Consider the following 22,482-nt stretch of genomic DNA (forward strand, 5'->3'; position numbering starts at 1 on the left):
GCTTATCGCCGCAACGCCCGGACGCCAGCGCGGCAGGCACACTGCGGCGGACGGGAGGCCGGGGCACCCTGTAAGTGTCCGGGCAGGACCTCACGGGCGAGGTCGGCAATGCGCCGCTCATTGGGGAAGGAGAGTTTCCGGGCCAGTTCCTGGATGGGCACCCACGCCACGTCCACGGCCTCCTGGTCGGGATCGTTTTCGATGGTCAGTTCGCCGCCCGTGGCGCGCAGGAGGTAGTGGTGCACAGTCTTGTGGACCCGGTGGCCGCTGACAGTAAACCAGTAGTCAATGCTGCCCAGCGGTGCCAGGATGCTGCCCTCAATGCCGGTCTCTTCGGCGATTTCCCGGACCGCCGCCTCTTCATTGTTTTCCTTGCCCTCCGGATGGCCCTTGGGCAGGCACCATTCCAGGCGTCCGCCCCTGTTAAGGCGGGCGATAATCGCAACCCGCAACTCGGCGTCGGACGTGTCCACCACCACGCCGCCGGCCGAGACTTCCTCCACCGTGGGCAGCGAGGCCGGCGCCGAATGCGGGGCAGGGGCAACATGCGCACCGATCGCCGATGGCAATGGTGCGTTCGTCCTCCTGCCTGGAGCGCTCGGTACTGGATGGGCCATGGAGTCCACTCTAACGACTGTTGCCCGTTCGTGATGACCGGAACATGACAACAACATGGACGGCATATGACGCAGTTTCATGCCGGCAGGTGGAATCCTCCGGATCTTGACAGTATTTTGGCCTGCCGGGCCGCCGGTTTCTGCCAAGCTTAAGTAACTATGGCGCACGCACATCACAAGACTGAATCCCACACCGTCGACTTCAAGGTGGACCCGGTGGTCCTGGAGCTGGGCCAGCGCTTTGTGGACGCCGGGCATGAACTGTCGCTCGTGGGCGGCCCGGTGCGGGACCTGTTCCTGGGCGGACCTCCCCCGACCTTGATTTCACCACGGACGCCACGCCGGACCAGACGGTAGCCCTGATCAAGAAGTGGGCGGACAACTTCTGGGACATCGGCCGCGCCTTCGGAACCATCGGCATGCGCAAGGACGGGTTCCAGATCGAGATCACCACCTACCGGGCCGAAGCCTACGATCCGCAGTCCCGCAAGCCTGTGGTGGCCTTCGGGTCGTCGCTGACCGATGACCTGCTCCGCCGGGATTTCACCATTAACGCAATGGCCCTGAAATTGCCCTCCCTCGAGCTGGTGGACCCGTTCGGGGGCGTGCGGGACCTCCACGCTTCAGTTCTGGCCACGCCCGGTGCGCCCGAGCTGTCCTTCTCCGACGACCCGCTGCGGATGATGCGGGCCGCCAGGTTCGCCGCGCAGCTGGGGGTGGCAGTGCACGACGACGTCCGCGAGGCCATGACCCGGATGGCCGAGCGCATCACCATCATTTCGGCCGAGCGGGTCCGCGACGAGCTGGTCAAGCTCATCTGCGGCGCCCGCCCCCGCGTGGGGGTGGACCTGCTGGTGGATACCGGCCTGGCCGATACGTGCTCCCGGAAGTCTCGGCCCTGCGCCTTGAATCCGACGAGCACCACCGGCACAAGGACGTGTACCAGCACTCCCTCCAGGTGCTGGAGCAGGCAGCGGAGCTGGAAACGGACGCGGACGGCCCTGTCCCCGGCCCCGACTTCGTGCTGCGCTTCGCGGCGTTGATGCACGACGTCGGCAAGCCGGCTACGCGGCGCTTCGAACCGGGCGGCGCGGTCAGCTTCCGCCATCACGACATGGTGGGTGCCAAGCTCACCACCAAGCGCATGAAGACCCTCCGCTTCGACAAGGACACCACCAAGGCTGTTGCCCGGCTGGTGGAACTGCACATGCGCTTCTACGGCTACGGTGACGCCGGCTGGTCCGATTCAGCCGTCCGCCGGTACGTCACCGACGCTGGGCCGCTGCTGGAGCGCCTGCACCGGCTGACTCGGTCCGACGTGACCACCCGGAACCAGCGCAAGGCCGAGCGGCTCGCCTTCGCCTATGACGACCTTGAAGCACGCATTGTCGCCCTGAAGGAACAGGAGTCCCTGGATGCCGTGCGGCCGGACCTGGACGGGGCCCGGATCATGGCGGTGCTCGGCCTCAAGCCCGGGCCCGTCGTGGGCAGGGCCTACAAGTTCCTGCTCAACGAGCGGATGGAACACGGACCCCTTCCAGCGGAGGAAGCTGAGGCCCGGTTGCTCCGCTGGTGGGCCGGGCAGCCGGAATCGGCACCTGCTGCAGCGGATCCCGCAGGGTCTCCCGCCGTCGTCGAACCTTCCCCCTCCGAGGAGACCAAGTGACATATCCCGCCCTTGCCCCACGCCCCCAGCTCTGGATCCTGCGCCACGGCGAGACCGAATGGTCCAAGAGCGGCCAGTACACCGGGCTGACGGACCTCCCGCTCACGGTAGAAGGTGAACAGCAGGCCGTGGAGGCCCGGAAGGTGCTCGACGCCGTGGACTTCGACCTGGTGCTCACCTCGCCCCTGCGGCGGGCCCGGCGCACAGCCGAACTTGCGGGCTTCCCCGACGCACAGCATGAGCCGCTGGCCGTGGAATGGAACTACGGCGACTACGAGGGCATCAGCTCCGACCTGATCCGCAAGGACAACCCCGACTACCTCATCTGGACCCACGGTGTTCCCAACGGCGAGACGCTCGACGAAGTGGCGGCAAGGGCCGACAAGATCATTGGGCGGATCCTGGAATCGGGGATGGACAATGTGCTCATTGTGGCGCACGGACACTTTTCCCGGATCCTGACTGCCCGGTGGCTCGAATTGCCACCCACCGAGGGCCGGCATTTCATTCTTGGAACGGCCAAAGTCTGCACCTTGGGCTGGGACAAGAAGACCCCCGCAATTGTGCGCTGGGGCCTCTAACAATCCCTCGTTGAAATTTCTTTTTGCAGTTTTCCCGAATTAGGTAGTCAACCACGGATTAGTGGTGTACTTTTATTCCTGTCCCTAAGGCAATCTGCCAGGGGTCAGCGCCCCGGCTGCACGCTTTCATTGCGGCAAACAGGAGAAAAGGAGGTTGGGAGAAATGATGACTTTGACTGGCGGACGGAAGACCACCATCAATGCCGCCCCGGCCTCGGCGCATAATGCGCACCTGTCCTGGGGCTTTCCGGGCTGCTAGCGCCTGGCCGCTCCGCCGTCTGCTGATTACCGGCGGTGGCTGACCGGCAGGACATTCCGGGAAACCAGAAGCTCCCGCTCCATGTGGCGGCTTAGGCTTCCCGTATTCTGCAGCCCATGCCTGCCCGCTGGCCGTTGCATGACCTAGTCCTGCCTGCGGCGCGCGGCATTCCCCGCACTTATTGACGCCTGGAATACCCAATCCATACCCGCGGTATTTCCTGCATTAATTGTTGCTGCAATTTTCCCATTACTTACCGGTTGATTTGCTGCGCCCTTTTTTCGGGCTGCCTTTTGACCGGCATTCCTTCAATAGGAGGTGAAAAACCATGGTCCGGAAGATCCGTGAACTGCTGTTTCCTCTGCGACTGTCCGGCAGGAAGCAGTTCAACAGGGACCTGCTGGAACAGCAGAGGGAAGACGTCTTCGTCCTGATGCACCAGCAAATGGGCGGCCTCCGCTGAGCACGCCGGGGGCCTGTGGTGTGGGGCGCCCCAGACCACAGGCACACCGGTAAGCTCGATTGCATGGAGGAAAGCCAGCCTGCGGGGAACCGGGCACGGTCGCGGCTGGTGGTTCCCAGCCGCAGCGACGTCCTGTTGCGGAATTTCACCGAGGTAGCCGGCGGTCCCATGGGGCGCAGATCCGAGCCGGGCGTGGTTTCTCCGGGTCCTTTCACCGTGGAGCGGGTCCTGGTACTCCTGGCCGTTCTCGCAGCCTTGGCAGGAGTCCTGCTTAAGGGGTACTGCCGCGCCAACGGCTGGGAGCCGCCCACACACTTCTATGCCACCTGCTATTCGGACTTCCCCGAGCTGTTCCGGAGCCGCGGCCTGGCGGACGGCGCCTTCCCCATCCTGGGCGGGCAGTTCGAATATCCGGTACTCATAGCCCTGGTGGCGGGGCTAACCGCCTGGCTGGTGCCCGGCACTGGCGCCTCCGAAGGACGCGTCCTGGCGTATTTCGACATCAACGCCGTTTTGCTGGCCGCGGCGGCTGTGGTCACGGTCCTGGCAACAGCGCGGATATCGGCCCGCCGGCCCTGGGACGCCGCGATGGTGGCACTCGCGCCGGGGATCATCCTCGCGGGAACCATTAACTGGGACCTCTGGACAGTGTGCCTGGTGGCGGTGGGAATGTACTTTTTCGCGTCGCAGCGGCTGGTGCCTGCCGGCATCCTTTTCGGACTCGCCACCGCCACCAACCTCTATCCCCTGCTGGTCCTTGCTGCCATCCTGCTGCTGGCCCTGCGGACGGGCCAATACCGTCCCCTGCTGGTGACCGGCGCAGCCGCGGCCGTGACCTGGACTGCAGTGAACCTGCCGTTCGCAGCGGCCAACTTCAGTGGCTGGTCCTACTATTTCCGGTTCAGTGCTGACCGCGATGCCGGTTACAGCTCCCCATGGTTTGCTTACAACCTGCTCGCCGGCAGGCTGCGCTGGCCGGGTCTGAGTCCGGCGGCTGTCGACCTTCTTGCACCGACATTCCTTGCGCTGCTGTGCGCCGGGATCGCCTTTGTTGCGCTGACGGCACCCCGCCGCCCACGCCTGGCCCAGCTGGCCTTCCTGCTGGTGGCAGCGTTTATCCTCACCAACAAGGCCTACTCCCCGCAATTTGTGCTGTGGCTGATCCCGCTGCTCGCGCTTGCCCGGCCACGGTGGCGGGACTTCCTGGTGTGGCAGGGCATTGAAGGCCTCCACTGGGGCGCGGTGTGGATGTACCTTGGTCAGGTGACCAGCGCAGGCTCCTCCCAGCACAACCTGGACATGCCCTATTACGTCCTGGCAGTGGCCGCCCACATGGTGGCCGTGGCGTACCTGATGGTGAGGATCACCTGGGATATCTACGACCCCACTTACGACCCCATCCGGCGCCACCACGTTGATGACCCCCATGGCGGGCCGTTTTCCGGCGCGCCGGACCGCTTCCGCCTCAGCCTGCGCCGCGCGGAACATCCCGTTCTTCCCGGAAAGGACCCCACGCATGCCTGACGTAGTGGTAGTCGGTGCCGGCCCCAACGGCCTGGCCGCAGCAGCAGTCATGGCCCGGGCCGGACTGTCCGTGGAGGTCTTCGAGGCCGCGTCCTCCATTGGCGGCGGGACGCGGACCTCCGAACTGATGCAGCCCGGGCACTTCCATGATGTGTGCTCGGCGGTGCATCCCATGGCGCTGGCCTCACCGTTCTTCCGTTCTTTTGAGCTGGCCCGCCGGGTGGAGCTGGTCAGCCCGGACATTTCCTACGGTTCGCCGCTGGACGGCGGACGCGCAGCCCTTGCGTACCGGTCCCTGGACCGCACAGCAGCGGAGCTCGGCAGGGACGGTGCAGCATACCGCCGGCTGATGGCGCCTTTGGTCAGGAACATCGACGGCGTCATGGACTTCACGCAAAACCAGCTGTACCGGATTCCCCGGGACCCGCTCGCGGCGGTCATGTTTGGCCTGCGCACCCTGGAACAGGGGACACCGGCATGGAACGCCAGGTTCCGGGAGGAGTACGCACCCGCCCTCCTCAGCGGGGTGGCGTCCCATGCCATCACCCACCAGCCGTCCCTGGCCGGAGCCGGCGCTGGCCTCATGCTCAGCGCCCTGGGCCATGCCCAGGGATGGCCCGTCCCGATCGGCGGTTCCGCCGCCATCGCAGCGGCCCTTGCCGAGGACCTCACCGCCCATGGGGGTGTCATCCACACCGGCGCACCCGTGGACAGGCTGACGGACCTGCCCAAGGCACGCGCCGTCCTGCTGAACGTGTCTCCGCGTGGCCTGCTGAAGATGGCCGGGGATGCCGTGCCGGCCCGCTACCGCTCCTCCCTGGAGTCATTCCGGTACGGCAATGGCTCCTGCAAGGTGGACTTCATCCTGTCCGGACCTGTCCCTGGCAGGCGCCCGGACTGGCCGACGCCGGCACCGTCCACCTGGGCGGCACCCGGGAGGAGCTGGCCCGGTCTGAGAATGACGTCAACGCAGGCAGGCATCCGGAGAAACCCTACGTCCTGTTGCCCAGCCGTCCCGGTTCGATCCGGGCAGGGCGCCGGCGGGCCGCCACACCCTGTGGACTTACTGCCATGTCCCCGCCAATTCAACGAGGGACATGACGGAAGCCGTCACCGCCCAGCTGGAACGCTTTGCACCCGGGTTCCGCGACCTCGTGGTGCAGTCGAAGGCAGTTACCGCCGCCGGGCTCGCCGATTACAACCGCAACTACATCGGCGGCGACTTCAGCGTGGGCACGATGGACCTGCGGGGCCTGTTGCGCCGGCCGGTGGTGTCACGCGTTCCGTGGCGCACTCCCCTGCCGGGCGTCTACCTGTGTTCATCCGCCACACCGCCAGGCCCCGGCGTCACGGGAATGCCCGGCCTGCATGCGGCGACACATGCCTTGCAGGACGTTTTCCGGCTGCCGGTACCCGCGTTGGGACTGAATACTGCCGGCGGCAACTGACCCGCCGGGGCGGTCCGTCATGCAGGCAAAACCGGCGGCAAAAGCAGGGGATAATGGCGCGATGGGGAAAAAAATCGATAGTTGCTGTTGCTGTTGCCGCGCTCATCCTGGGAACGTCACTGGTTGCCTGCGATGACGGCCGCAGCGGAGCGGAAGCCGCAGCTGCGGAGCTTGCCATCGCCGTTTCCGGCCTGGACATCAGCTCGGTGGAGTTCGACGGCAAGGATGCTGCTGCCGCCAACGACCAGCTCAAGTCCGTCTTCGCGGCCCTCGATCCCCAAAAGCCTTCCGTTGCCGCCGGCGAGCTCACCCTTGACGGGGACAACGCCTCCGCGCCGCTGAACTACACGTGGACGTTCGGCGAGGCGGAATGGAAATATACGGTCTCGGCCAGGTTCAAGAAGTCCGGCGACAAATGGCTGACCGTATGGGACCCCGCCACGCTGGTGCCTGGCCTGGCTGATTCAGAGGTCCTGAGCAAGGGCGCCCAGTCGCCGCCGCGTGCGGATATCCTCGGCGCCGGGGACGTCCCCTGGTCACCTATCGCCCCGTGGTCAACGTCGGCATCGACAAGCCCCAGCTCGGTTCCGCCGATCCTGCTGATTCGGCCGGCAAGGTCGCCGCCCTGGTGGGCGTCGATCCCGCGGTGTATGCGGAACAGGTCAAGGCCTCGGGCGCCGAAGCTTTCGTTCCGGCGATCACGCTGCGGGAAGAGGGCCGCACCATCACCAACGAACAGATCGCCGCCATTCCCGGTGCCCGCGCCATCCCCGCCACCATGCCCCTGGCCCCCACCCGGTCTTTTGCCCGCGCCGTACTCGGTTCCGTGGGTGAGGCCACGGCGGAACAGATCGAAGAATCCGAAGGGGCCCTCGCTGCCGGCGACCTGACCGGCATCGGCGGGCTGCAGCAGCAGTACGACGAACAGCTCCGCGGGTCTGACGCCGTCGTCATCCGTGCCCAGCGGGCCGACCTGACCCGGGAACAGATCCAGTCCTCGGCAACGGACCCCCGGCGGGTCCTGTTCGAGGTGGAACCGACGTCCGGCACACCGCTGAAGACCACGCTGGACCCCCGGCTGCAGACGCTTGCCGAAGACACCCTGGCGAAGGTGGGACCTGCCTCCGCCATCGTCGCCCTCCGGCCCTCGACGGGTGCCGTTCTGGCTGTCGCATCCGGTCCGGGGAGCAACGGCTACAACACGGCCATGCTGGGCCAGTACGCGCCGGGGTCGATCTTCAAGATGGTCGATTCCCTGGCAATGTTCCGCAACGGCCTGACACCCGAATCCAAGGTTGAGTGCACTCCCACGCTCACGGTGGATGGCCGGACCTTCAAGAATGCGGAGGGGTACCGGAGGGTTCCCTGGGCTCGGTCACCCTCCGGGACGCCTTTGCGCACTCCTGCAACACTGCGTTCATTGCCGCCCGGGACAAAGTCCCGCAGGGCCAGCTCGAGTCTGCCGCCATGGCCATGGGACTGGCCGTGGAGGCCCCCACCCTTGGAGCGGAGGCCTTCCTGGGATCTGTCCCGGGTGAGGCTTCCGGGACCGAGCATGCCGCGTCCATGATCGGCCAGGGCAAGATCCTGCTGTCACCCCTGGCCGCCGCCATGATGGCGGGATCCGTGGCCAAGGGTGCACCCGTTGCGCCGCAGCTCGTCCTGAATCCCGACGGCGGCGAAGCGGCTGCCGGGACCACCAGCGGTTCCACTGCTCCCGCCGCGCAGCCCTCGGCCACGGCAACGGCGGAAGCCCCTGCTCCAGCTTCCGGGCAGCCGATTACCGCGCAGGAGGCGGCGTCCCTGGCGGACATGATGCGTGCCGTCGTCACCAGTGGCCACGCAGGGTTCCTGTCCTCGGTTCCGGGGGCCCCGGTCGGTGCCAAGACAGGCACCGCCGAGTTCGGCAATGAGGTACCGCCGAAGACCCACGCATGGATCGTGGCCGTGCACGGCGACCTTGCCGTGGCCGTCTTTGTGGAGGACGGCGGGCTGGGGGCAACCACCTCGGGGCCGCTGCTCAAGGAATTCCTGACTGCCGCCGGCTAGAATTTTGTCCACGTATGGCGGCTTCCAAGCCCGTCAGACCGCCATATCCGGGCAAAAACTCATGGGTGGGGCGTGGGAAGATGGACTGCGTGGCCCATATTGACGTTTCCGGCATCGACTATTTCCTCTCCGACGGCACCCAGCTGCTGAATGGGGTCACCTTCAAGGTTCCGGACGGCACCAAGACTGCGCTGATCGGACCCAACGGGACGGGCAAGACCACGCTGTTCCGGATTATCGCCGGAGACCTCACCCCTGATGAGGGCGTCATCGGACGGTCCGGAAGCATGGGCATCATGCGCCAGTTCGTGGGACAGGTCCGGGACGGATCCACCGTGCGCGACCTGCTGGTTTCCGCCGCCCCGCCGGCGCTGGCTGCCGCCGCCCGCGAGGTGGACGAGGCCGAACTGGCCATGATGGAGCACGACGACGAGCCCACCCAGATGCGGTACGCCCAGGCCATCGTCGATTGGGGCGACGCCGGCGGATACGACGTGGAGACCGTCTGGGATGAGGTATGCATGGCCGCGCTGGGACTCCCCTTTGACCGCGCCCAGCACCGCCCGGCGTCGAGCCTTTCCGGCGGTGAGCAGAAGCGGCTGGTCCTCGAAGCGCTGTTCGCCGGACCGGATGAGCTGCTGCTTTTGGACGAACCCGACAACTACCTCGATGTGCCCGGCAAACGCTGGCTCGAGGAGAAGCTCAACGAGTCCAGGAAAACGGTCTTCTTCATCAGCCACGACCGTGAACTGCTGAACAATGCCGCGGGGCGGATCGTGACGCTGGAGCCCGGCATCAACGGGGCTGCGGCATGGATCCACGGCGGCGGATTCGGCTCGTACGTGGAAGCGCGGGCAGACCGGAACGCACGGTTCGAGGAGCTCCGCAAACGCTGGGACGAGGAGCATATCAAGCTCAAGGAACTCGTCAACATGTACAAGAACAAGGCAGCCTTCCGCTCCGATATGGCCAACCGGTACCACGCAGCCCAGACCCGGCTGGCCAAGTTCCTCGAGGCCGGGCCGCCGGAGGCGCTGCCCATTGAGCAGAACGTGCAGATGCGGCTCAAGGGCGGCCGCACGGCCAAGCGCGCCATTGTTGCGGAACGGCTGGAACTGACCGGGCTGATGAAGCCGTTTTCCACGGAGGTCTGGTTCGGTGACCGGGTTGGGTCCTGGGCTCCAACGGGTCCGGCAAGTCGCACTTCCTGCGGCTGCTTGCCACCGGCGGCACGGACCCGGAGCGGGAGCACCTGCCCGTATCCGACGTGGACATAGCGGAGGTGCCGCATGAAGGGACCGTCAAACCTGGGGCCCGCATCCGCCCCGGCTTCTTCGCGCAGACCCATGTGCGGCCCGACCTTCTGGGCAAGACGCTGCTGGACATCCTGCACCGCGGGGACGAGCACCGCTCGGGGCTGGGCCGGGAAGCCGCAGCCGGTGCCTTGGACGGCTACGGCCTGGCCGGACAGTCGGAGCAGAAGTACGAGTCGCTCTCCGGCGGGCAGCAGGCACGGTTCCAGATCCTGCTGCTCCAGCTCAGCGGTGCCACCCTGCTGCTGCTTGACGAGCCCACGGACAACCTTGACCTGCATTCGGCTGAAGCGCTGGAACGGGCCATCGACCACTTTGAGGGCACCGTCCTGGCCGTGACGCACGACCGCTGGTTCGCACGGACCTTCGACCGGTTCCTCGTGTTCGGCTCCGACGGCAAGGTGTATGAATCGGCCGAGCCCGTCTGGGACGAAAAGCGGGTCGAGCGCGCCCGCTGACGGCAAGCGATGATCACAACGATGATCAGTTGCTCAAGAATTGCTATCATTTGAGCATGAAGACGGACGAGCGGCACCGCGCAATCGCAGACCTTCTGCGGGCGCGGGCCGAAGTCAGCGTCGAAGAGCTCACTGTGGCCTGTAACGCGTCCGGAGCAACCATCCGCCGCGACCTTGAGGTGCTGGCCGCCAACGGGGTGCTCCGTCGGGTGCACGGCGGGGCCCGCAGCCTGCTGGGGCCCGGGGACAACCCCGGTTACGGGCAGCGCGAACTGGAGGACCAGGACGCCAAGCGACGTATCGCGGCTGCTGTTGCGGGCCTGCTGCGGGACCGTGAGCATGTCTGGCTGGACAGCGGGAGCACGGCCACGGAGGTGGCCCGTGCCCTGGCTGGCAGGGACCTGACGCTGATGCCCATGTCCTTGCAGGCGCTGAACGCTGCCGCCGGTGAGGACGCCGGGGCAGGCGTCCGGCCCGGGCTCCTGCTCCCCGGTGGAAACGTGGTGCCCGGTGAACTGTGTTTCCGCGGACCCCTGGCCGAGGCAAACATCCGGTCCCTGCGGTTCGATACGGCAATCATCACGCCCTGCGCCGTAAGCACCAGGGACGGACTCCTGGCCCATGACCTGGAAGATTCCGCCGTGAAACGGGCCGGGCTGGAATCGGGAACGCGCGTCATCCTCGCTGCTGCCGCCGCGAAGTGGCACAGCAACGCCCGGGTACTGGTCGCCGGCCTTGAGCGGGTGGATGTGATGGTGACGGACAAGGTTTTCAGCTCCGAAGAACGCGCCCAACTCGATGAATACTCTGTGGAAGTAGTGAATGTATGAGCACGAATACGGGCACGGTCCAGGACACCGGACTCAAGGCAGCCGCAGTGGCGACTTTCCTTGTCTTCGGCATCAACGGCCTGGTCTTTGCCAGCTGGGCTGCCCGGATTCCGGCGGTGACCGAAACATTGAACATCACCTCGGGGCAAATGGGCACGCTGCTGCTGTGCACCGCCGTCGGTTCCCTGCTGGCACTGCCCACGGCCGGTTTGGTGGTGGGCCGCATCGGAACGGCAAACACCGTCCGGTTTGGCGGATTGCTGGCAGCCGCGGCCGGGGCGGGCATCGCCCTTTCCCTGTACCTTGAATCCATTCCCGGCACGGCAATCGCGCTCTTCTTCTTCGGAATCGCCATTGGCCTGTGGGACGTTTCGCAGAACATCGAGGGCGCCGATGTAGAGCACAAACTCCGGCGCACCATCATGCCGCAGTTCCACGCCGCGTTCAGTGGCGGGGCCTTCGTGGGTGCGCTGATCGGGGCCGGACTCTCCAACCTGGGAGTGGACCTGCCCCTGCACCTGCTGGTGATCGCAGGCGTGGTGGTACTGGTGACCATGATCGCCCCGCGCCACTTCCTCCCCCATGTCCCCGCAGCCACTCCCGAAGGGGAAGCAAAGCAGGCGAAGGGCCCGTCTGCGTGGCGGGACAGCCGGACGCTGCTCATTGGCGTGGTGGTCCTGGGGCCACCCTCACGGAGGGTGCCGGCAATGACTGGATTGCCAAGGCCTCCGTGGACGGGCTGGGAACCTCCGAGTCCACGGGTGCCCTCATGTTTGCCCTCTTTGTCCTTGCTATGACAGCGATGCGGTTCCTGGGGGGACGGGTGATCGACAAGTACGGGCGGGTCGCCGTCCTGAGGGCCAGCATGGCGGCGGCGGCAGCCGGCCTGGGCCTGTTCGTGCTCGCCGGGAATGTGTGGCTTGCGGCCGCGGGGGCTGCCTTATGGGGCGTGGGCGCCGCGCTGGCCTTCCCGATGGGTATGTCCGCTGCCGCGGACGACCCGAAGCACGCCGCAGCCCGGGTCTCCGTCGTATCCACTCTCGGCTATATATCGTTCCTCGCCGGGCCGCCCCTCCTGGGTTACCTTGGCGACCTCACCGGGATCCACCTCGCTCTTCTGGCCATCATGGCCCCCATTGTGCTGGCGCTCCTGCTGGCCGGAGCGGCAAAACCCCTCCCGGCCAAGGCTGACGGCACCTAGCCGGCACGGGCAGGAGGATGCCCATCGGCGGGGGTAGTCTGGGGGCATGCGGAGCTCATGGCGTCACAGCCACCGGTGGATCGGCCGGCTCGATAGATACCTGGTGCGGCATGTATCAGACCTGCCCGGAGGAAACCATGATGATTTCTTCCGCAGGCTCTCGGCCTCGGCCAACCACGGCAAACTTTGGATGGCCGTCGCAGCCCTGATGGCCGCGTTTCCGAGCAAGACCCGCCGCGCAGCACTGCATGGACTGCTGGCCCAGGCGGTGGCGTCGGCGGTGACCAACGGAATCTTCAAGACCCTGCTCCCCCGGACCCGGCCCCTGCCGGAGCACCTGCCTGTCTTCCGTTTTGTGCATCCACAGCCCACCAGTTCCTCCATGCCCTCAGGGCACTCGGCATCCGCCATTGCCTTCGCCGTTGGCGTAGGCCTCGTGCGGCCGGCCATCGGCGCCGCGCTGGCGCCCGCAGCGATTGGTGTGGCCTATTCCCGGGTGCACACGGGCGCACACTGGCCGTCGGACGTCTTCTTCGGATCAGCGCTCGGGGCGGGAGCAGCCTTCGTGACCCGGCACTGGTGGCCGGTGCGGCCACCCTTCCCGCAAACGTCGAGAACCTGGACCGAGGCACCCGAACTGCCGGGCGGGGAAGGCCTGAGCATTGTGGTGAACACCTTGGGAGGATCCTTCCGGGAGGAAACGGCGGCGGCACTGCGCGATGTATTCCCCAAAGCGCATATCATTACGGTCCCGCCTGGGGAAGATCTCCTCGAGGCCATCACCGCCGCAGCCGAATGGCCGGGCACCCGTGCCCTGGGAGTCTGGGGCGGCGACGGAACCGTTGGAGCAGCGGCCGCCGCCGCCGTCGAACGTTCGATTCCCCTCCTGGTCCTGCCCGGCGGAACCCTGAACCACTTTGCCCGTGATGCCGGCACCGGCAGCCTCAAGGAAGCAGTTGCGGCGGCGTCGAGGGGCGAGGCAGCCCTGGCGGACATCGGCATCGTCCGGGCGGAGCGGGGGCTCCCCGGACAGCCGGAAGTGACGGAACTGCTCATGCTGAACACGTCCAGCGTTGGCCTGTACCCGAACTTCGTGCGGCGGCGGGAGCACTTGCAGGCCGCTTTGGGCAAGCCCCTCGCCGGGGTTATCGCCATGTTCCGGACCTTCGCCGCCGGAACCCCCGTCACGCTGAGCGTGGACGGTGTGCCGCACCGGGTGTGGATCGCCTACGTGGGCCGCGGCCGGTATTACCCGCGGGACCACGCGCCGTTGCTCCGGCCCGTCATGGATGACGGCGTGCTGGACGTCCGGCTGATCACTGCGGATGAGTCGTTCGCCAGGTTGCGACTGCTGTGGTCCGTCCTGACGGGGACGGTGGCAGGTTCCAGGATCACGCACCTGAGGGAAGCCACGGAAGTGCGTATCGACGCGGGCGGGGCACCCATGGCCCTGGCTGTCGACGGCGAGGCCCTGGCAGGGGTGCGCAGCGTGGAGTACAGGGTGCTCCCCAGGGCCTTGGCCTACTACTCGCCCCACACCTGACCCGCTGCGCCCCGGGCTGCCGGTCATCCAGGGGGACTACCCTGGTTCGCCCCTGAATCATCCCTGAGGAAGGCGAAAAGGGACCGCTGCGACAGTAGCGTAAGGGGTACACCACCGAGCTGGACCCATCCGCAGCCGTGCGCTGCCGACCGGAGGAACATCCAATGATTGAGGCACACGACCTGGCCAAGGTCTATGGCGCGAAGACCGCCGTGGCAGGGGTCAGTTTTACCGTCCGGGCAGGGCAGGTCACGGGCTTCCTGGGGCCGAACGGTGCCGGCAAGTCCACCACCATGCGCATGATCATGGGACTCGACCGGCCCACGTCCGGAACCGTCACCGTCAACGGCCTGCCGTACGCGGAGCACAAAGCGCCGCTGCACGAGGTGGGCGCCCTGCTGGACGCCAAGGCCGTGCACACGGGGCGCAGCGCCTACAACCACCTCCTGGCCATGGCCGCCACCCACAGCATCCCCAAGAAGCGGGTCCACGAAGTCATCGAGATGACGGGTCTGGAAGCCGTGGCACGCAAGAAAGCGGGCGGATTCTCCCTCGGCATGGGGCAGCGCCTCGGCATCGCCGCTGCCCTGCTGGGCGACCCGCAGACGCTCATCCTGGACGAACCGGTCAACGGCCTGGACCCGGAAGGTGTCCTCTGGGTCCGCAACCTGGTGCGCTACCTGGCCAACCAGGGCAAGACCGTCTTCCTCTCCTCGCACCTCATGAGCGAGATGGCGCAAACCGCCGACCACCTGATCGTCATCGGGCGCGGCCGCATTATTGCTGACGCCCCCGTCAAGGAGATCATTGCCGGCACCCGTCAGGCCAGGACCCTGGTCCGCACGGACTCGGCCCCGCAGCTTGCGTCCCTGCTGGCGGGCAACGGCGTCACGGTGGACCAGAGCGAGCCGGAAACCCTGACGGTGACGGGACTGGAACCCCGCCAGATCGCCCAGGTCGCGTTGAGCAGCGGCGTCCTGGTCTACGAGCTCACCCCGCAGCTGTCCTCCCTGGAGGACGCCTACTTCGACCTCACCAAGGACGAAGTGGAATACCATTCGCACCTGACCGGGGGCCCCGCAGTGGCAGCCCCGGCAACGGCAGGAAAGTAAGGACGATGAGCACCCAGACAGCAACCCCCGCCACGCCGGCCCGTTCTTCCGCGGGAACCCGCGGGTCACTTTCGGCGGCGTCCTGCGCTCCGAATGGATCAAACTCTGGTCCCTGATGTCCACCCGCATCCTGCTGCTCCTCACCCTGGTGGCAATCGTTGGCGTGGGCGCACTGGCCGTCCTGATCCGCTACACGTTCCTGGACGAGATGATCCGCAACGCCAGGGACCAGGGGCAGACCCTGACGCCGGAAATGATGGAGCAGACGTTCCCGCCGGGATCCGGGTTCGACCTCTACAACCTGCCCAACGCCGGCCTGCAGATCGGCATCCTGGTCCTTGGCTCGCTGGCGGTCCTGTTCATGGCTTCGGAGTACGCCACCGGGATGATCCGTTCCACCATGAACGCTGTACCGCGCCGCACCCCGGCATTCGTGGCCAAGGCCATCATCCTGGCCGTGATCTCCTACGTCATCACCACCATCGCGGGCCTGGCCACGTTCCTGATCGCCATGCCGGTCTTCCAGGGCATCGGGTTCGACCTCGACTGGTCCACGGACGGCGTGCTGTACAGCATCTTCACCGGTGGGCTCTACGTTGCCGGGGTGGCACTAATCGGGCTCTCGCTGGGGACGCTGCTCCGCAACTCCGCCGGCGGGATCACCGTCCTGGTGGGCATCTTCTTCGTGCTGTCCATCGCGGCCAGTTTCCTGACGCTCATTCCGGGCGAATTCTGGAAATACGTCCCGCAGTACATTCCCAGCGAGGCCGGCGGCCGCTTCCTCTCCATCGGCCACACGGACGGTGTCATCGATCCGTGGCAGGGCGGCCTGATCTTCCTGGGCTACGTGCTGGTGTTCCTGGTGCCGGCGCTGATTGTGCTCAAGAAACGCGACGTCTGACCTGCACTCACGAATGAACAGGAAGGACCGGGGAAGGACGCGGCAGCCGGACAGGCTGACGCGTCCTTCGCAGAGCTCACGGCCCGGCGGCGCGGGCTCATCCGGCGCTACCTCTACCAGCACCCGCGGATCATGGATGCGCTGGTGGCTTCCAGCTATGCACTGCTGGTGGCGCCCACGGTGGTTGATGCAGTCCTCTCCGGCACGTGGCTCGCGGCAGCCCTGCTGGTGGCGGTGGCGGGCGCCATGTTCCTGCGGCGCTCCCATCCGGTGGGGCTGGTGGCGTTCGTGGCGGTGGTGGAGGTTGCAGTCACCCTGCTGCACCCGTGGGGTTCCAATGCGTCCGCCGGGTTGTGGTTTTCGCTCTATGCCGTGGCGGTGGTGCATACGCGCCGCTTCGCGCTGATCACCATGGCGGTGGCCACGGCACCGCTTGCCCTCCTGTACCTGCTGGCCGCCGTCGGACCCATGGAGAACTCGTTTGTCCAGGACCACGGGGTCAATCCGGGGGATTTCCACCTCCTGACCAGCATTGCCACCGGAGCCACCATTGCGCTGTCGAACGTCATTGCCACCGGCATCGGCATCGGCGTCAAGCAGCGGCGGGAACACGAACAGGAGGTGGCGGCGTGGGCGGCCCGTACGGCGCAGCTTGCCTCCGTGAACGAACGCAACCGGATCGCCCGCGAAATGCACGACGTCGTCGCCCACTCCCTGACCGTCATGGTCAGCCTGTCCGACGGTGCCGCCGTCGTGGTCCGGAAAAGCCCCGAGCGGGCCGGTGAGGTGCTGGGCGAACTGTCCCGCACAGGCCGGACCGCCCTTGCGGACATGCGGCGCGTCCTGGGAGTCCTCCGCGATGATGCCGGCGCGGCTGCACCCCGCCTGCCGCTGGCCGCCGGCGACAGCCTGGCCAAGCTGCTGGAGGGCTTCCGGACGGCAGGCCTGCCGCTGCACTATTTACACAGTGGCCCCGCGTTGCCCGATGACGCCGCCTTCCAGCTCACCGTGTACCGGATCGTGCAGGAATCGCTCACGAATGTGCTCCGCTACGGACGTTCCCTGGCCCGGGTGGACGTCAGCATCACCGTTTCGGACGGAACGGTCACCATCGAGGTGCTCGACGACGGCGCGGGAGTTCCGGGGCAGGCGCCGGATGACGGGGGCGGCCCGCACGGCGACTCCTACGGCACCGGCCAGGGCCTGGCGGGGATGGCAGAACGCGCCCGCATCTACGCCGGCACGGTGGAGGCCGGCCGGACCGGGCGCGGCTGGCGGGTCCTCGCCCTCCTCTCCTGGCCGGGGGACGGCAGCACCGAAACACCAACCCATCCGTACGAACTGCAAGGCAAGGCATGACAGACAATGCGCCCATCACCGTCCTGCTGGTGGATGACCAGCCCCTGCTGCGGATGGGGTTCCGCCTGATCCTGGAGGGCGAGGAGGACCTCCGGATCGCGGGTGAAGCGTCCGATGGCGCGGAAGCCGTGAAGCTGGCCAAAGAGCTCCAGCCCGACGTGGTGCTGATGGACGTGCGGATGCCCGTCCTGGACGGTATCGAGGCGACCCGGGCGATCACCGCGGCCGGTTCCAGCGCCCGGGTCATCATCCTCACCACGTTCGACGTGGACGAGTACGCCTTCGCCGGGCTGCAGGCGGGCGCGTCCGCATTCCTGCTCAAGGACGCGGCCCCGCAGGACCTGATCCACGCCGTCCGGGTGGTGGCCAGCGGCGACGCCGTTGTGGCCCCCCCGTGTGACGCAGCGGCTGCTGGAAACGTATGTGCGGGGTGCCGGCCGGCCGGTGCCCGCTGCCCCTGCGCCCGATCCCCTGCTGGCTGAGCTGACGCCGCGGGAAACGGAGATGCTCGGGGCGATGGCCGAGGGCCTCTCCAATGCGGAGATCGCCCACCGGTATTTCCTCTCCGAGGCCACCGTGAAGACGCATGTGCGGCGGATCCTCACCAAGCTCCACCTCCGGGACCGGGTCCAGGCCGTCGTCTATGCGTATGAGACGGGCCTGGTGGTCCCCAGCAACCCGGACTACTGATCCAGGGAAGGTACACGGCGGGGCTCAACGTCACCCCCTAGACTCGGAACCATGCCTTTCGAATCCTCTGCCACCGAGCACATCCAGGACCTTGGCGCTTACGTCAGCGCATCGCCGTCGAGCTTCCACGCGGCGCATGAGGCGGGCCGGCGGCTGGAGGATGCCGGATTCATGCGCCTGGATGAGCAGGAGCCGTGGGAGGGCGGGCCGGGACGGTTCTTCATCATCCGGGACGGTGCCCTGATCGCCTGGGTGGTGCCGGAGGGTGCGGGACCCACCACCGGTTTCAATATCCTCGGCGCGCACACCGATTCGCCGTCCTTCAAGCTCAAGCCCAAGCCCACCACCGGCTCCCACGGCTGGCTCCAGGCCGGCGTGGAGGTGTACGGCGGTCCCCTCCTTAACTCGCCGCTGGACCGGGAGCTGCAGCTGGCGGGGCGGCTGGTGATGCTGGACGGCACCGAGCACCTGACCGCCACCGGTCCCCTGCTCCGGTTCCCGCAGCTGGCGATTCACCTGGACCGCGCCGTCAACGAGGGGCTGACCCTGGACAAACAGCGGCACATGAACCCGGTGTGGGGGCTGGGGAATCCGGCGGACTTCGACCTGCTGGCCGTTTTGGCGTCGTCCGTGCCCGGGAAGGCCCCGGACCCGGCACGGATCGGCGGGTACGACGTCGTCATTGCGGACACGCAGGCCCCCGCGGTTTTCGGGGGCAAGGGGAATTCTTCGCGTCCGGGCGGCTGGACAACCTTTCGTCCACGCACGCGGGGCTTGCCGCGCTGGTCGCCCACGCCTCCGGCGGGGCCGCTCCGGGGGCGCCGGTCGCCGTCCTTGCAGCGTTCGACCATGAAGAGATCGGCTCCAACTCACGCTCCGGTGCGTGCGGGCCCATCCTTGAGGACGTCCTGGTGCGCGTCTCCGACAGCCTCGGTGCCTCGGTGAGCCAGCGGCGGCAGGCGATGGCGTCGTCGTTCTGCCTGTCGGCCGATGCCGGCCACGCCGTCCACCCGAATTACCCCGAGCGGCACGACCCGGCCAACCTGCCGGTGCTCAATGGCGGCCCGCTGTTGAAGATCAATGCGAACCAGCGGTATGCCACCGATGCTTTTGGTGCCGCCTTCTGGGCCCGGCTGTGTTCCGAATCCGGGGTGCCGTACCAAGAGTTCGTATCCAACAATGCCATTCCGTGCGGCTCAACCATCGGTCCGCTGACGGCCACCCGGCTGGGCATCCGCACTGTGGACGTGGGGGTGCCGCTGCTCTCCATGCATTCGGCCCGCGAGCTGTGCGGCGTGCAGGACCCGCACCGGCTGGCCACCGTCACGGAGCTGTTCTTCCGGACTGCCGCCTAGCTTTTTCTTTCCGGGGAGTCCGCTACAGGACCGGCAGCACATACGGTGCTGCGGCGCCGTCGTCCCTGGCGGCGGCAAGGGCAGTCAGTTGCGCCCGCGACTCCACCCCGAGTTTCCGGTAGATGGAGGTCAGCCGCACCTCCACGGTCCGCACCGACACATAGAGCGTGGCAGCGATGTCCTTGTTGCGCATCCCCCGTGCCACCATCTTGGCCAAAGCCCGCTCATGGTCCGCAAGCATGAGCATGGCAGGATTGTCCTGCTGCCGTGGGGGCTCCAAAAGCTCGTGGAAAAGGAACGCGTCCACGCGCTGGCTCCAGGCCACAGCCCCTTTCTCCTCGAACATCACCTTGGCATGGGCCAGGGCGTCGCGTGCGGCCCGGACGCGGCCAAAGGCGTTCAGCCGTTCCGCGTAGCACAGCAGCGTCCGTGCCCGTTCCAGCACTGAATCATGCCCGCCCCTGCCCTCCAGCGCCTGGCTGAACAACTGCAACGACTGCTCGCCGTCGGCCAGCATGGCACGGCTCCGCGCCACCGCCATGATGAGCCAAGGCGACCGCAGTCCCACGGAGCGGCTTTCCAGGCGGACCAATGCCTGCGTTGCCTCCCGGTGGCGGCCAAGCCGGATGAGGACCTCCACCAGGTCCGCCTCGCACCGCAGCAGGGCGGGGTTGCCGAAAGTCTTTCCGATCTCGGCCGCCCGGGACAGCTGCGCGAAGGACTCGGCCAGGTCACCCCGGAGCAGCGCAAAGTGCCCCTGCCACGCGGCCAGCTGGGCAGTGATGGCCGGATGGCTTTCGCAGCCTGCATGGCGGAGTGCCTCCGAAGCGGCTGCCTGTGCCCCTGCCTCGTCGCCCAGGGCATGGGCCCGCCAGACCCGGAAGACGTGCCGCATTCCGCGGTGGTACTTGTTCTCCGGCTCGTGGCGTTCCAGGTCGTCGATGAGCATGACGGCGGCCCGGACGTTTCCGGCCCGGATTTCGTTGTCCGCTGCCAGGTACATTGCGGTTTCGCGCCAGTTGATGCTGCCGGCGTCGCTGGAGCTCCGCACCAGGGCGAACGCCTCCCGGGCGTGTTCGTAGCGTTCCGCGTAACTGAGGGCCCGCCCCTGCACCAGCAGGCTGAGCATCCTGACGCTTCCCGCCGGCTCATGCTTCCGGCTGATGGTGCCCGTATCCCCGCTGGCGGAGGCGACGAGCATCCTGGCCCGCTCGATGATTGCGAGGCACTCAGCAGTCGCGGATTCCCGGAACCCGGTGGCCTGTTCCAGCAGCACGGTGGCATCATCGAGCTCCCACCGTTCGGCGAAGTAGAGCGCAGCCAGCGCCAGCAGGTTAGCCGCATACCCCGGGTCGTGGCCGCCGAATTCCTTCACCAGGCGCAGCACCATGCTTGGCCGGACAAAGCCGCCCTGGATGAACTCGATTTCAAACGCCAGGCCTGTCAGCCGCAGCACCAGGGCAGGGTTCCGCGTCACCCGCTGCGCCCACTCCAGGCAGCGCCTGGCGTACACGAATTCGCCCCGGTTGAACATGAGCCCGGCAACGGTGGTGAGGCGGGCAGCGGTTTCCGCTTCCCAGGGATTGATGGTGAGGGCCCGTTCGATGCACTCGACGGCAAAGGGGACATCCCCATCCTGGATGAGGTCCACGGCGCTGCGAAGGAGGCCGAAGGGAGTTTGCCGTTCCATCGCGGTGAAGCTCAGGTGCCAGCGGCGGGCGTGGGGATCCGCCGTTTCGGACGCCTGTGCGAGGGCATGGTGGCCTGCCGCGCGCACGGCGGGCGTCATGGCCGAGAACAGGTAACCCCGCAGCAACTGGTCCGGGATTCCCAGGTGCGGCCCGGACCGGGTCACCAGGCCGGCGGCAAGGAGTTCATCCACGCCGGACCACATCCCAGGGACCATACCTTCCAAAGAGGTGACCTCAGTGCGCCGGGACAGGGCCAGCAAGTCCAGGATCTGGCGTGCACCAGCCGTCAGCGTGGCGACGGCGGAGGCGGCTTCCGCTTCGAAGCTGGCACTGCAGGGGAACGGAAGAGGCAGGGCGTACTTTCCCTCCGCCTGACGGTCCAGGAGGTGGTGGTAAAGCTCGACGGCGGCCAGCGGGTTTCCCTTGCTGGCCGCGGCAACCGCGTGGGCCGCCGCCGTCGTGCTGTGGCGCGAGGGTATGGCCTCCAGCATCCGCACCGTGTCGCTGTAGCTCAAGGGACCAAGGTGGAGGACGGCCGGCCCGCCGAGGGGGCCTTCCGGTACGTCCTCGCGCACGCTTATGAACAGCGCTATGTCCGTTCCGGCAAGCCGGCGGCTGATGAATCCGATGACCGCCTGGCTGCCGGCATCCAGCTGGTCCGCGTCATCAAGCACGATGACCGTCCGGGCGGAGGACCGCTGGTGCAAACCGTTGAGCAGCATGGTGCCCACCGTGGGAATGCTGGGCGCCCGTGTGCCATCATGCAGGACGTCATCCGCGATTGCGTTGAGTACCGGGTCATCCATGCTGTTGAGGAGCACCGTAAGGCCGGAGAACGGCCAGTCCGACTCTGCTGCGCTGGCGGTAAGGAAGACGGTGCGGTGTTCGGACAGGGTGGGGATTTCGGCAAGCAGGGCAGACTTGCCCGCACCGTGCCCGCCACTGATGGTGAGGGCGGTCTCCTTGGGACCCCGGACTGCCGAACGGATCCGGTCCAATTCCTTGTTGCGGCCAATTAAGCACATGGGGTCCCCATCCCTGAAGAAGGAGACCGCTTTCTTTTCGCTTCAATCCGTTCCAACAGTGACCGCCGCACTGCCGGTTACGGGGCCGCAACCGGAGGTCCGGCAAGCTGCAGGCCCAACGCCTCCAGCACGGTACCCAGCCGTAGAAGTGAATATAACGCCGCCCCGTCACGGGGCACCATGCAGATATCCGCTGGATTGGCTCAAGATTGACTCCGTGTGATTTCCGCTGCGTTTCAACGTTTCCCCTGAAATACCTTTTGATTACTCCTGCTGCTCCCACCTGTGAGAAGATCTGAATCCGGTTCCGGCCATCTGTGCGGCTGCACATGACGCCCCTTCCCGCGCCACGCTTAGGGTTGGAAAAACCCTGTGACCCACCACACTGGATGCAGCG

General features: G+C 66.8%; 10 protein-coding genes and 7 pseudogenes. 15 read left to right on the forward strand and 2 right to left on the reverse strand.

Annotated elements, in window-relative coordinates; genetic code table 11:
• Positions 1-2 precede the first annotated feature (2 nt).
• Positions 3-569 carry an NUDIX hydrolase gene (locus tag ACPEE0_RS20695; RefSeq protein ID WP_424575192.1) on the reverse strand — a complete coding sequence of 189 codons (567 nt, stop codon included), beginning with the start codon at positions 567-569 and terminating at the stop codon, positions 3-5.
• A 207-nt stretch (positions 570-776) separates the two neighbouring features.
• Here ACPEE0_RS20695 and ACPEE0_RS20700 point away from each other — a divergent pair.
• The 15 genes and pseudogenes from ACPEE0_RS20700 to ACPEE0_RS20770 all read left to right on the forward strand — a co-directional run bounded on the left by ACPEE0_RS20700 (position 777) and on the right by ACPEE0_RS20770 (position 19,369).
• Positions 777-2,283, forward strand: a pseudogene (locus ACPEE0_RS20700) (CCA tRNA nucleotidyltransferase).
• On the forward strand, positions 2,280-2,864 hold the full coding sequence (locus tag ACPEE0_RS20705) for a histidine phosphatase family protein (protein WP_009357099.1): 585 nt from the start codon (positions 2,280-2,282) through the stop codon (positions 2,862-2,864). Before ACPEE0_RS20700 ends, ACPEE0_RS20705 begins: the two are co-directional and overlap by 4 nt.
• 587 nt (positions 2,865-3,451) lie before the next feature.
• A complete protein-coding gene (locus ACPEE0_RS20710; RefSeq protein ID WP_009357098.1) occupies positions 3,452-3,586 on the forward strand; it encodes a hypothetical protein in 135 nt (44 codons plus the stop codon).
• Between the two features lie 63 nt (positions 3,587-3,649).
• The gene (locus tag ACPEE0_RS20715) at positions 3,650-5,110 is read left to right on the forward strand and encodes a glycosyltransferase family 87 protein (protein ID WP_009357097.1); all 1,461 of its coding nucleotides are present in this window, start codon (positions 3,650-3,652) and stop codon (positions 5,108-5,110) included.
• Positions 5,103-6,558: pseudogene (locus tag ACPEE0_RS20720) on the forward strand (phytoene desaturase family protein). Before ACPEE0_RS20715 ends, ACPEE0_RS20720 begins: the two are co-directional and overlap by 8 nt.
• 53 nt (positions 6,559-6,611) lie before the next feature.
• A pseudogene (locus ACPEE0_RS20725) lies at positions 6,612-8,607 on the forward strand (penicillin-binding transpeptidase domain-containing protein).
• An 89-nt stretch (positions 8,608-8,696) separates the two neighbouring features.
• Positions 8,697-10,378 (forward strand): annotated as a pseudogene (locus ACPEE0_RS20730) (ABC-F family ATP-binding cassette domain-containing protein).
• Between the two features lie 56 nt (positions 10,379-10,434).
• Positions 10,435-11,208 carry a DeoR/GlpR family DNA-binding transcription regulator gene (locus tag ACPEE0_RS20735; RefSeq protein WP_424575323.1) on the forward strand — a complete coding sequence of 258 codons (774 nt, stop codon included), beginning with the start codon at positions 10,435-10,437 and terminating at the stop codon, positions 11,206-11,208.
• Positions 11,205-12,409: pseudogene (locus ACPEE0_RS20740) on the forward strand (MFS transporter). Before ACPEE0_RS20735 ends, ACPEE0_RS20740 begins: the two are co-directional and overlap by 4 nt.
• 46 nt (positions 12,410-12,455) lie before the next feature.
• The gene (locus ACPEE0_RS20745) at positions 12,456-13,952 is read left to right on the forward strand and encodes a bifunctional phosphatase PAP2/diacylglycerol kinase family protein (RefSeq protein WP_407710256.1); all 1,497 of its coding nucleotides are present in this window, start codon (positions 12,456-12,458) and stop codon (positions 13,950-13,952) included.
• A 164-nt stretch (positions 13,953-14,116) separates the two neighbouring features.
• Positions 14,117-15,064 carry an ABC transporter ATP-binding protein gene (locus tag ACPEE0_RS20750; protein WP_407710255.1) on the forward strand — a complete coding sequence of 316 codons (948 nt, stop codon included), beginning with the start codon at positions 14,117-14,119 and terminating at the stop codon, positions 15,062-15,064.
• 115 nt (positions 15,065-15,179) lie between these two features.
• Entirely contained in the window at positions 15,180-15,965 is a 786-nt protein-coding gene (locus ACPEE0_RS20755) for an ABC transporter permease (RefSeq protein WP_424575193.1), read from the forward strand.
• A 144-nt stretch (positions 15,966-16,109) separates the two neighbouring features.
• The gene (locus tag ACPEE0_RS20760) at positions 16,110-17,324 is read left to right on the forward strand and encodes a sensor histidine kinase (RefSeq protein WP_424575194.1); all 1,215 of its coding nucleotides are present in this window, start codon (positions 16,110-16,112) and stop codon (positions 17,322-17,324) included.
• Positions 17,321-18,014: pseudogene (locus ACPEE0_RS20765) on the forward strand (response regulator). Before ACPEE0_RS20760 ends, ACPEE0_RS20765 begins: the two are co-directional and overlap by 4 nt.
• A 51-nt stretch (positions 18,015-18,065) precedes the next feature.
• Positions 18,066-19,369, forward strand: a pseudogene (locus ACPEE0_RS20770) (M18 family aminopeptidase).
• A 22-nt stretch (positions 19,370-19,391) separates the two neighbouring features.
• Here the strand turns inward: ACPEE0_RS20770 and ACPEE0_RS20775 are convergent.
• Entirely contained in the window at positions 19,392-22,085 is a 2,694-nt protein-coding gene (locus ACPEE0_RS20775; protein ID WP_424575195.1) for an AAA family ATPase, read from the reverse strand.
• Positions 22,086-22,482 lie beyond the last annotated feature (397 nt).

This window comes from Arthrobacter sp. SD76, from assembly GCF_049726125.1.
GTDB lineage: Bacteria > Actinomycetota > Actinomycetes > Actinomycetales > Micrococcaceae > Arthrobacter > Arthrobacter nitrophenolicus.